11 protein-coding genes are annotated in these 12,096 nt (G+C 28.0%); 7 read left to right on the top strand and 4 right to left on the bottom strand.

Annotation, left to right across the window (positions count from 1 at the left end; genetic code table 11):
• Positions 1 to 29: 29 nt before the first annotated feature.
• Positions 30 to 1,223 (bottom strand): THUMP domain-containing class I SAM-dependent RNA methyltransferase, encoded by a 1,194-nt coding sequence (locus BX611_RS07245; RefSeq protein ID WP_115879667.1) that lies wholly within the window; start codon positions 1,221 to 1,223, stop codon positions 30 to 32.
• A 151-nt stretch (positions 1,224 to 1,374) separates the two neighbouring features.
• On the opposite strand from BX611_RS07245, the gene BX611_RS07250 reads away from it, so the two are divergent.
• Positions 1,375 to 2,103, top strand: coding sequence for an SAM-dependent methyltransferase (locus tag BX611_RS07250; RefSeq protein WP_115879669.1), 729 nt, complete (start codon positions 1,375 to 1,377; stop codon positions 2,101 to 2,103).
• Positions 2,103 to 2,774 (top strand): ZIP family metal transporter, encoded by a 672-nt coding sequence (locus tag BX611_RS07255; RefSeq protein ID WP_115879671.1) that lies wholly within the window; start codon positions 2,103 to 2,105, stop codon positions 2,772 to 2,774. The genes BX611_RS07250 and BX611_RS07255 overlap by 1 nt, the downstream gene beginning before the upstream one ends.
• A gap of 28 nt (positions 2,775 to 2,802) precedes the next feature.
• Here the strand turns inward: BX611_RS07255 and BX611_RS07260 are convergent, their stop codons facing one another.
• A complete protein-coding gene (locus tag BX611_RS07260; RefSeq protein WP_115879673.1) occupies positions 2,803 to 5,001 on the bottom strand; it encodes an ATP-dependent DNA helicase RecQ in 2,199 nt (732 codons plus the stop codon).
• Between the two features lie 168 nt (positions 5,002 to 5,169).
• On the opposite strand from BX611_RS07260, the gene BX611_RS07265 reads away from it, so the two are divergent.
• Genes BX611_RS07265 through lptB form a run of 4 tightly spaced genes read left to right on the top strand, consistent with a single transcriptional unit; the run spans position 5,170 to position 8,059 of the window.
• Positions 5,170 to 6,135 (top strand): KpsF/GutQ family sugar-phosphate isomerase, encoded by a 966-nt coding sequence (locus BX611_RS07265; RefSeq protein WP_115879675.1) that lies wholly within the window; start codon positions 5,170 to 5,172, stop codon positions 6,133 to 6,135.
• Position 6,136: 1 nt separating this feature from the next.
• On the top strand, positions 6,137 to 6,955 hold the full coding sequence (tatC, locus tag BX611_RS07270; RefSeq protein WP_115879677.1) for a twin-arginine translocase subunit TatC: 819 nt from the start codon (positions 6,137 to 6,139) through the stop codon (positions 6,953 to 6,955).
• The gene (locus BX611_RS07275) at positions 6,948 to 7,310 is read left to right on the top strand and encodes a carboxymuconolactone decarboxylase family protein (RefSeq protein WP_115880475.1); all 363 of its coding nucleotides are present in this window, start codon (positions 6,948 to 6,950) and stop codon (positions 7,308 to 7,310) included. Before tatC ends, BX611_RS07275 begins: the two co-directional genes overlap by 8 nt.
• A 14-nt stretch (positions 7,311 to 7,324) precedes the next feature.
• Positions 7,325 to 8,059 (top strand): LPS export ABC transporter ATP-binding protein, encoded by a 735-nt coding sequence (gene lptB, locus BX611_RS07280; RefSeq protein ID WP_115879679.1) that lies wholly within the window; start codon positions 7,325 to 7,327, stop codon positions 8,057 to 8,059.
• Positions 8,060 to 8,061: 2 nt separating this feature from the next.
• On the opposite strand, the gene BX611_RS07285 is transcribed toward lptB, so the two are convergent.
• Both BX611_RS07285 and BX611_RS07290 read right to left on the bottom strand, forming a co-directional pair.
• Positions 8,062 to 10,170 carry a prolyl oligopeptidase family serine peptidase gene (locus BX611_RS07285; RefSeq protein WP_115879681.1) on the bottom strand — a complete coding sequence of 703 codons (2,109 nt, stop codon included), beginning with the start codon at positions 10,168 to 10,170 and terminating at the stop codon, positions 8,062 to 8,064.
• A 125-nt stretch (positions 10,171 to 10,295) separates the two neighbouring features.
• Entirely contained in the window at positions 10,296 to 11,021 is a 726-nt protein-coding gene (locus BX611_RS07290; RefSeq protein ID WP_115879683.1) for a CDP-alcohol phosphatidyltransferase family protein, read from the bottom strand.
• Between the two features lie 69 nt (positions 11,022 to 11,090).
• Here BX611_RS07290 and BX611_RS07295 point away from each other — a divergent pair, with 69 nt between their 5' ends.
• On the top strand, positions 11,091 to 12,059 hold the full coding sequence (locus tag BX611_RS07295) for a YheT family hydrolase (protein ID WP_115879685.1): 969 nt from the start codon (positions 11,091 to 11,093) through the stop codon (positions 12,057 to 12,059).
• Positions 12,060 to 12,096: the final 37 nt, after the last annotated feature.

Genomic DNA, 12,096 nt, shown 5'->3' on the forward strand with positions numbered 1-12,096 from the left:
GCTAAAAACAGGCAATAATCAATCTGGAATTATTCGTTTTCAGATTGATTATTATCAACATTTTTATTTAATTTCTTTGCCTTTTTACTCCCTTCATAAATATCATACCGTACATAAACACAGTCTAAATCACCATTTTTTAAGGGAAGTCTTTTAGATGTTCGTAAACCAACATTTTTAATAGCTTCTTTATTTGAAGTAATAAACCAAACGGTAGAATCTGGATACCCATTTTTTAATGTATCACCAATTTTTTTATAAAATTCATTTATATCAATATCCAATCGTTCACCATATGGAGGATTAAATAATATGGTAGTTTTTCCAAAAACTTCTTTAACCGAATTAAAGAAATTCACGTGATGTACCCCTATAAATTCACTTAAATTGGCATTTTCAACATTTTCTTTAGCTTTTCGAACTGCTGAAGGTGCTTTATCAAATCCCATAATTTTAAAATGGGAACTTCTTATTTTTTTTAATAAAGATTCTTGAATTTTAAAATACAAATCTTCATCATAATCTTCCCAATTCTCAAAACCAAACTCTTTTCTATTAATATTTGCCGGTATATTATTTGCAATCATAGCAGCTTCAATTAAAATAGTACCAGAACCACACATCGGATCTATAAAATTACAATCTCCCGTATAACCAGATAACAAAACCAAACCAGCTGCTAAAACTTCATTTATAGGAGCAATATTTGTTAAATTTCTGTATCCACGCTTATGCAAAGAATCACCTGAACTATCTAAAGAAATAGAACACAAATCCTTTTGAACATGAACATGAATTTTTAAATCAGGGTGTTTTACATCTACATTTGGACGTTTATGATATTTATGTCTAAAATAATCCGCAATAGCATCTTTCGATTTTAAAGAAATATAATGAGAATTTGTAGTGAAATTTTTTGAATTTACCACTGCTCCAATAGCAAAAGTGCTATCAACATTCATAAAGCGCTCCCACTCTATTTGCTGAATTTTTTTATACAAATCATCTTCATCAAAAACTTTAAAACGTTTTATTGGTTTTAAAATTCTAATAGCAGTACGTAAAGCAATGTTTGCCTTGTACATAAAACCTTTATCGCCAACAAAAGAAACGTTTCTTACACCTGGCGAAACATCTTGAGCTCCTAAATTTTTCAATTCGGTTGCCAAAACTTCTTCCAAACCAAACATGGTTGTGGCAACCATTTTAAAATTATGATTCATATTTTTTTATTTCTGCAAAAGTACTTAAATAATAATTTAAAAGTATAAACCTGAATATTTAAAACTTTTTAATAAAATAAATTCTAAAATTCCTAAGTAACAATCAAACAAAATAGATCCAATTCATTATTTTTGCTTCCACTTTACAATTATGAATAAAAATAAAGAATGGTTTGCTTCGTGGTTTGATACTAGCTATTATCACATTTTATACAAACATAGAGATGATACTGAAGCACATGAATTTATACAAAACCTAGTGTCTTTTTTAAAAATTAAAAAAAATCACACCTTGTTAGATTTAGCTTGTGGTAAAGGGAGACATTCTATTTATTTAAATAAATTAGGTTACAATGTAGTTGGAGCAGATTTATCTAAAAACAGTATTAAACTTGCAAAAGAATTTGAAAACAGTACATTAAAATTTGTTGAACACGATATGAGAAATCCGTTTAAAACTAAGTTTGATGTAATTTTAAATTTATTTACAAGTTTTGGATTTTTTGAAGATGATAATGAAGATATAAATGTTTTAAAAAACATTAAAAAGGGTTTAAATGCTAATGGAATTGCTGTAATAGACTTTATGAATGCAAAAAAAGTAATTTTAGACCTTGTGCCTGAAGAAATTCAAATTATTGAAGGTATTACGTTTAAAATTTCTCGTTATGTTAACAATGGATTTATTGTGAAAGAAATAAATTTTGATGCCGATGGAGAACATCATACATTCTTTGAAAAGGTGAAAAGCCTAGATTTACCAAAAATAAATTTATATTTAAATTCAGTAGGTTTTAAAATAAAACATACTTTTGGTAATTACCAACTTGATAGTTTTAATGAAAAAACCTCAGATCGTTTAATTTTAGTTTTAGAATAATGACTTACATAGCACTTATTTTATCAGTTTTAATTGGTATGGTTATAGTTTTTGGGCTAAAACCAAGTAATAAAACTGTGCAGTTATTATTGGCTTTTAGTGGAGCTTATTTACTGTCAATTACAATTTTACATTTATTTCCTGAAGTTTATATTACTGAAAATTCTAATATTGGACTTTATATACTTATTGGACTTTTATTACAGCTAATATTAGATTTTTTCTCAAAAGGAGCAGAACACGGCCATATACACATACAAGACAATATTGTTTTTCCATGGGCATTATTTATAAGTTTAGGAATACATGCATTTATGGAAGGAATTCCACTTGCAAATAACCATCATCATGAACATTTACTTTGGGCAATTGTAATTCATAAAATTCCTATTGCAATAATTTTATCTACTTTTTTTGTAAAATCACAAATTTCAAAAAAGTATGCGGTTTTATTTTTGGTAATATTTTCATTAATGTCACCTCTGGGAAGATTGGCAGGAGAAAATTTTCAGCTTTTAGTAACCTATAAAACAGAAATTACAGCCATAATAATTGGTGTATTTTTACATATTTCAACAATTATTTTGTTTGAAACATCTAAAGATCACAAATTTAACTTATTAAAATTTATTGCTATTCTTGTAGGAATGGTAGTTGCTTATTTAGCGTAATTATTTTTTTTGACTTAAAAAGTTAATTTTAATTAGCAACCTGACTGATAAATTTAATACGCATTAATCGTAATTCTTCCTCGTCATAATCTCCATCAAATTCATCTAATGCTCTTTGAATACTATCATTTTCAGCTTCCATAAAATATTCGAAAATTTCTTCTTGCTGATCTTCATCTAATAAATCATCAATACAGTAATCAATATTAATTTTTGTACCGCTATAAACTATACGCTGCATTTCTTCAATAAGTTCACTAAATTCTAATCCTTTTGATTTTGCAATGTCTTGTAAAGGTAATTTTCTATCAGTATTTTGAATAATATATAATTTTAAACCAGAATTAACACCTGTACTTTTTACAACAAAATCATCTGGTCTTAAAATATCATTTTCTTCAACATATTTTGCTATTAATTCAACAAATGGTTTTCCAAATTTTCTTGCTTTTCCATCACCAACTCCGTAAATATTTTTTAATTCATCTATAGTTATCGGATATTTTAAAGCCATATCATCTAAAGATGTTTCCTGAAAAACAGCATAAGGTGGTACTCCATTCTTTTTTGCAACTGTTTTTTGAAGATCTTTTAATAATTTAACTAACGTTTCATCTGCAGATGCACTGCCTCCTTTTGTACTTGCTACTATAGGTGCATCATCACTTTCAGTATAAACGTGATCTTCTGTCATCATAAACGAAGTAGGATTGTTAATAAAATTTATTCCTTTTTCAGTTATTTTAACAACACCATATTGTTCAATTTCCTTTTTAATAAAACCCGCAACTAAAGCCTGTCTTATAAGTGCCATCCAATAATTTCCTTCTCGTTTTTTACCAGCTCCAAAAAAACTTTGTTGATCTGTTTTATGAGATTTTAATAAAGCATTTACTTTTCCGATTAAGGTATTTACAACTTCTTTAGATTTATATTTTTGATTGGTTTCCCGAACAACTTCTAATAATAATTTTAAATCGTCTTCTGCTTCATGTTTTTTCTTTGGATTTCTAACATTGTCATCCATATCTGCTCCTAATCCATTTACATCGTCAAATTCTTCTCCAAAATAATGTAATAAATATTTTCTTCGAGACATTGAAGTTTCAGCATATCCAACAACTTCTTGCAAAAGTGCATTTCCAATTTCTTGTTCAGCGATTGGCTTACCTGATAAAAATTTTTCTAATTTCTCAATATCTTTGTATGAATAATAAGCCAAACAATACCCTTCTCCTCCATCACGGCCAGCTCTACCAGTTTCTTGATAATAACTTTCTAAACTTTTAGGAATATCATGGTGAATAACAAAACGAACATCTGGTTTATCTATTCCCATACCAAAAGCAATGGTTGCAACTACAACATCAACATCTTCCATTAAAAACATATCCTGGTGTTTAGCCCTGGTTTTTGCATCTAAACCTGCATGATAAGGCACAGCTTTAATCCCATTTACTTGTAAAACCTGCGCAATTTCTTCAACTTTTTTTCTGCTTAAACAATAAATAATACCCGATTTATTCATATGTAAACGAATAAAACGAATAATATCTGAATTTATATTTTTTGTTTTTGGCCTAACATCATAAAATAAATTAGGTCTGTTAAACGATGCTTTAAAAGTTTTAGCATCAGACATTCCCAGGGTTTTTAAAATATCTTCCTGAACTTTTTCAGTAGCTGTAGCCGTTAAACCAATAATTGGAACATTGTCAATTTTTTCAATAATATTCCTTAAATTTCTATATTCAGGTCTAAAATCATGTCCCCATTCAGAAATACAATGCGCTTCATCTATAGCGACAAAAGAAATTTTTTGCGACTTTAAAAAATCTATATATTCTTCCTTTATTAAAGATTCTGGAGCAACATATAATAATTTGGTAATTCCGTTTTCAATATCACTTTTAACTTGATTAACTTCAGATTTATTTAAAGACGAATTTAGAACATGTGCTATACCTCTATGTGAAGAGATTCCCCTAATTGCATCAACCTGATTTTTCATTAAGGCAATTAAAGGAGAAACTACAATAGCCGTTCCTTCTTTAATTAATGCAGGTAATTGATAACAAAGTGATTTACCTCCTCCGGTTGGCATTATTACAAAAGTATCATTACCTTCAATAATACTTTTTATTACTTGCTCTTGTAATCCCTTAAACTTGTTAAATCCGAAAAAAGTTTTTAACTCTTTGTGTAAATCAACACTATTATTACTCATTATTTGTATTAAATTATCATTTTAAAAAAATCTGAATTGAATTTTAAAGCATAAAAAAAACAATCAAATTTTTATTTTTTTAATAGTTTATTCAATTTCTAATTAAATAAATTTATTTTTGTTTGATATTAAAGATATAACTTTTTTTTAATTGTAAAACTTAATCTTTTGAAAAATAAAAATACAATTATTGCCATTGCAAAACAAACTATTATTGAAGAAAGTAAAGCGATTGCGAATTTAATAAATTTTGTGAATGAAGATTTTACCAAAACCGTAAATTTTATTTTAACTTCAAAAGGAAGGGTAATTGTTACAGGAATTGGCAAAAGCGCAAATATTGCAACTAAAATAGTTGCTACATTAAATTCTACCGGAACCCCTGCTATTTTTATGCATGCTGCAGATGCTATACATGGCGATTTAGGAAATATTCAGGAGAATGATGTTGTAATTTGTATTTCAAATAGCGGAAATACACCAGAAATTAAAGTATTAGTACCATTAATAAAAAATTATGGAAATAAAATTGTTGCAATAACCGGTAATACTGAATCCTTTTTAGGTAAAAATGCCGATTTTGTACTCAATTCTTTTGTTGAAAAAGAAGCTTGTCCTAATAACTTAGCACCAACATCTAGCACAACTGCACAACTTGTTATAGGTGATGCTTTGGCGGTTTGCTTATTGGAAAAAAATAATTTTTCAAGTAAGGATTTTGCAAAATACCATCCAGGTGGTGCATTGGGAAAAAAACTATATTTACGAGTTCAAGATTTAATTGATAATAATGAACTTCCAATGGTTGCACCAAATACACCTATAAAAGATGTTATTATAGAAATTTCGAAAAAGCGATTAGGTACAACTGCTGTTGTTGAAAACAATAAAATTGTTGGTATTATTACTGACGGAGATTTAAGAAGAATGTTGAAAGATAATTCCGATATTAGCACTTTATTAGCTAAAGATATTATGGGGAAAAACCCTAAAACAATTTCAGTAGATGCAATGGCAATACAAGCTTTGGAAACTATGGAGAATAATAATATTACTCAAATTTTGGTAGAAGATAACTCAAAATACGTTGGAGTTGTACATTTACACGATTTATTAAAAGAAGGTATTTTTTAAGATGGCTAAAGTAGAAAAAGAAATGTCGTTTTTAGACCATGTTGAAGAACTAAGATGGCATCTGGTAAGATCTAGCATTGCAATATTTTTTTTCGGTATTATTGCATTTCTTATGAAAGATTTTATTTTTAATAAAATCTTATTTGCACCAAAAAATGCAGATTTTTTAACTTATAGAGTTTTCTGTAAAGTTTCACAATTTTTTGGCACTGATGGTCTTTGTATAGATGATATTCCATTTACTTTTCAAAGTTTAGCAATGGCCGAACAATTTAGTGTTCATATTTGGACATCAATTACAGTTGGTTTTATTATTGCATTTCCATTTATTATTTGGGAAGTTTGGAAATTTATTAGCCCGGGTTTATATGAAAAAGAACGAAAAGGAGCTCGTAGCTTTATTATAATTTCTTCAATTTTATTTTTTATTGGAGTTTTATTTGGTTACTATATTGTTACGCCACTTTCTGTAAATTTTTTAGGTAATTATTCAGTAAGTGATTTGGTTGAAAGAAATATTAAAATTGGCTCATACATTTCATTAGTCCGCTCATCTTTATTAGCGTCTGGATTTATTTTTGAATTACCAATTATTATGTTTTTTCTTACAAAAATGGGACTTATTACTCCAGACTTTTTAAAGAAATATAGAAAACATGCATTGGTTATTGTATTAGTTTTAGCTGCTGTTATTACACCACCAGATATTATTAGTCAAATAATTGTTGCAATTCCAATTCTAATACTTTACGAAGTAAGTATTTATATTTCAAAAATTGTTATTAAACGTGAACTTAAAAAAAGTAAACAAAATGGCTAATCAAGTTGAAGAATTTAATGCATATCGTTTAAAAATGAACGATAAAATTTTAGCTGATGACAATAAAGTTATTAAGCGTATTTTTAATTTAGATACAAATGCTTATAAAGAAGGTCATCTTAACGTTAAAACAAAAGAATTATTAGGCTTGGTAGCTTCTGCCGTTTTAAGATGTGACGATTGCATAAAATATCATTTAGAAACATGTTTTAAAGAAGGAGTAACTAAAGAAGAAGTAATGGAAACCCTTTCAATAGCTACCTTGGTTGGCGGTACAATTGTAATTCCACACTTAAGAAGAGCCTATGAGTTTTGGGAAGAACTGGTAAAAAACCAAGTAAAATTAAACGATTAATCCTTGAAATATAAATGAAATTAAGAGCAGAAAATATTAAGAAAAAATACGGAAGCAGGTATGTTGTAAAAGGTATTTCACTGGAAGTTGAACAAGGAGAAATTGTTGGGCTGTTAGGTCCAAATGGTGCTGGTAAAACTACTTCATTTTATATGATTGTTGGTATGATAAAACCAAATGAAGGAGATATTTATCTTGATAACCAAAAGATTACTGATTTTCCTATGTATAAAAGAGCCCAAGAAGGTGTTGGATATTTAGCTCAGGAAGCTTCTGTATTTAGAAAATTATCTGTGGAGGATAATATAATGTCTGTACTTCAATTTACAGAGCTTTCAAAAAAGGAACAAAAACAAAAATTAGAATCTCTTATTGAAGAATTTAGTTTAGGTCATGTGCGTAAAAATCGTGGAGATTTATTGTCTGGTGGTGAACGTAGAAGAACTGAAATTGCTCGTGCCTTGGCTTCTGATCCGAAATTTATTTTATTAGATGAGCCTTTTGCAGGTGTTGATCCTATTGCTGTGGAAGATATTCAAAGTATTGTTGCACACTTAAAAGACAGAAATATTGGTATTTTAATTACCGACCATAATGTACAGGAAACATTGGCAATTACAGATAAAACATACCTTATGTTTGAAGGTGGTATTTTAAAAGAAGGAACTCCTGAAGAATTGGCTGCAGACGAAACCGTAAGACGTGTTTATTTAGGAAAAGACTTTGAGTTAAAAAAGAAGAAATTTTAAACTCAATCTTTTTCTTTTTTTAATTCTTCCATTAAAAATCCATATATAAATGCATTTTCTTTAATAATTGAATTTGCTTCATTTGCTCCAAAATGTCCCGTATTATCTTGCGTCCATAAAAGAATAGGGTTTTTCTGTTCTGGATTACTTTGTAATTTTGCGACAAACTTAAAAGAGTGATATGGAGGAACTCTCGTATCATCACTACCAGTAACAATTAACATTGATGGATAATTTACTTTTGAATCTATATTGTGATATGGAGAATAAGACAATAAGTTATTAAATTCCAACTCATTACTTACTGAACCAAATTCATTAATATTTGTAAAAGTTGAACCTACTGCAGAGTTTTCAAACCTTAACATATCTGTCACTCCAACATCAATAACAGCGGCTCCAAATAAATCAGGTTTTTGAATAATTGCTGCTGCCGTAATTAACCCCCCATGAGACCCACCTGTAATTGCAATCTTTTTGGGTTTTGTGTAGCCCTCATAAATCAAATATTCTGCTGCCATTGTAAAATCTAATATGGAATTTTTCTTATTTAATTTTTTCCCAGCTTCCCGCCACTTTTCTCCTAATTCTCCACCTCCTCTAACATGAATATATGCATAAGCGCCTCCATTTTCAATAAAATAAATTACACCTGGTTTATATGTAGGTTTTGCAATTTGTCCATATCCTCCATAAGTATTTAATAAAAAAGGAGTGTTTCCATTTTTAAGTAATGAATCTTTATAAACAATAAACATTGGAACTTTAGTACCATCGTGTGACGTGAAATTCTTTCTTAAAAACTTATATCTTTTCGCATCAAACCCAACTTCAACTTTTCCTAGATACTCAAAATTATAATTCTCTAAATCTAATTGACAAGTTACTGGTGGCACAGTGTACGAAGATAATTTAAAAAAAAATTTATTAAACTCTTCAGAAAAATTCAAACTACTCACGCTTAACCCCTCTGGTGTAACCACCTCTCCTAAAACTTCTGCATTATAATCTATTATTGAAATGAAAGATGATGTATTTGATTGGTATGCAACTACAATCTTATCTTCCAATAATTCATAATCTGTGAATACTGCATTTTTATATATGGGGCTTAATAGTTTCCACTTTTTAGGTTGTTCTAATGGAAATGAAATAATGTATTTATTCTCTTTAATTTTAGTTAAGGCATAAACTGTATCCGATTTATAACCAATAATGCTAATATTGTATTTTATATCTTCAAACATTGGCTTAAAGTCAAAATGTGATTCCTTTGGATTTAAATAATAAAAACTAAATTTTTCTTCAAACTTATTCGATTTTTTTATAATGAATAAGTTTTGTTTTGGCGTACCATAAATATTTAACTCTTCCTTCTCACTATTTGTATCAAAAATTAATTGGTCTTCCGATTGCTCTGTTCCTAATTTGTGGTAGTAAATACTTGGAAAATTTCTTTTCCCCAATTCTGATGTGTATCTAAATTTTTTATAAAAAAATCCTTGACCAAACCAATATATTTCCGAAGTAATAATATGCTTTATAGTTTCTTTAAAATAATGTCTATTTTTTAATTGTACTATTTTCAATTCTTTCCAATCACTTCCGTTTCTGTTGAATTGATAAGCCAAAAATCTTCCATCTCTGGAAGGGCATAAAGATGTAAAAATTATATCATCTTTTTTTGAAATTGAACTAGGACTAATTAACCTTTCATATCCGCCTTTTAAACCTTTAGAATAATAAATACAAGGTTTGCTATTTGCTCCCGGGTACATTAATGTAAAATATAATTTATCGTTCTTAATTGCCTTTGATTCATTATCGTATTCCATATCGTAATACATGAACCTATTCATTTGCCTATTAGAACCTATTTTTCTATCAATTTTATTTAAATATTTTTCTGATAATTTATTTTGAAGGTCCACCCAGTCTCTAACTTCTGGAGATTCAATTTTTTCTAACCACTGATAATCATCGACAATTTTTGTAGTATGATATTGATTCTCAGTAGGTTTTTTTACAGTTTTTGGATATGTAATTTGGGAATTTACTATGTTAACACTTAAAACTATAAGTGAACTAACAATATATTTAGTAATGTTCATTTTGCAATTTTAATCTAACTAAATTAATCTTATAATCAAGGTATAAAGTTATTGTTAATTACTCAAATTCACCTTGATTTATTATAGTATTTTTCTTATAATAAAAAAGAAATTATTTAAGCTCTTTAAAAAAAAATTGAAAGCAGTATATATAATAGTATTACCAATGGAATTGCTATAAATTGCAAACCAATAACCAAAACAACTGTCAGTATTAAAAACACATATTTAACCTTATTCTTTTTCCAGCTATAATCTTTAAATTTTAATGAAAATAAAGGGATTTCAGCATTCATTAAAATACTTAACACAACAGTTATACCAATTAAAAACCATTTATCTTCAATTAAATTTGTTGCAAAATCAAATGAACTATAATTAATTATTAAAGGTAAAGATAAAACTACTAATGCTGCTGCAGGAGTTGGTAAACCAATAAAAGAACTTGTTTGACGCTCATCAATATTAAACTTTGCTAATCTATAAGCTGCAGCCAATGTAATTAGTAAACCAAAAAAAGGTACTAGTTCAACTTCTTGAGATTTCCAAGAAACTATTTCAGTATTAAATAGTTCAATACTATTTTTGGTTTGTAATAGTTTATACATTACAATTCCAGGTACTACACCACTTGTAACAACATCTGCTAAAGAATCTAATTGTTTCCCTAATTCGCCCTGAACATTTAACAACCGTGCAGCAAATCCATCAAAAAAATCAAAAAAGATACCTAAAAACACTAAATAAGCAGCTAGTTCCAATTCGTTATTTACAGCAAAAATTACGGCTATAGTACCTGATAATAAATTTAATAAGGTTAAAATATTTGGAATTTGCTTTTTAAGAGTCATCATTTTTAAATTTCAGTAAATTTAACAAAATGTTTTTCAGTACGTTTAATTATAATTATTTTTGTTTATATGCCAATAACAAAATCTACTTACAAACCTACTTTTCTATTTAAAAACGCCCATTTAAATACCATTTACAAAACGTTATTTTATTCAAAAAAAAATTCATATACGAGGAAAAGAATTTATACTGAAGACAATGATTTTATAGATTTAGATTTTTCAGTAAATAACTCTGAAACCTTAGTAATTGCAATGCACGGTTTGGAAGGAAGTTCAAATTCTAACTATATAACTTCTGTGGTTAATTACCTTAATTTAAACAATATAGACTGCTTAGCTGTTAATTTTAGAGGTTGTAGCGGTGAGGATAATAAGCAGCCTTATTCCTACAATAGTGGAAAAACAGATGATATTTCACTCATAATTAATTATATTTTAAACAATTATAATTATAAAAATATAGTGCTTTTAGGGTATAGTATGGGAGGAAATATCACCTTAAAATATATGGGTGAATCTTCTAAAATTCCACATCAAATAAAAGGTGCAATTGCAATATCAACACCTTGTGATTTGGAAGGCTCATCAAATGTATTATCAAATTGGAATAATGCAATCTACTTAAATAGATTTATGATTACTTTAAAAGAAAAAGCATTATTAAAATTAAAAAAATTTCCTGATTGCAACATTAATAAAACAGCAATTATAAAAGCTAAAACATTTAGGGATTTTGATAACGCCGTAACAGCCCCGCTTTTTGGTTATAAAAATGCAAGTGATTACTGGACTCAATGCAGTTCTAAACAGTTTTTAAAAAATATTAATATTCCCACGTTATTAATAAATGCATTGGATGATTCTTTTTTATCAGCCAGTTGTCATCCTTTTAACGAAGCTAAAAACCACAAAAAACTATTTTTTGAAGCTTCAAAATATGGAGGTCATGTAGGTTTTAATTCTTCATTTTTTGGAAAAGACACATTATGGAGCGAAAACAGAATTTTACAATTTATAAATCATATTATTTCTTAAAATTTAACGTTTACTTGTAAAGTTTTTTTACTTTCGT

Origin of the sequence: Lutibacter oceani (assembly GCF_003384935.1) — a bacterium.
Taxonomy (GTDB): Bacteria; Bacteroidota; Bacteroidia; order Flavobacteriales; family Flavobacteriaceae; genus Lutibacter; species Lutibacter oceani.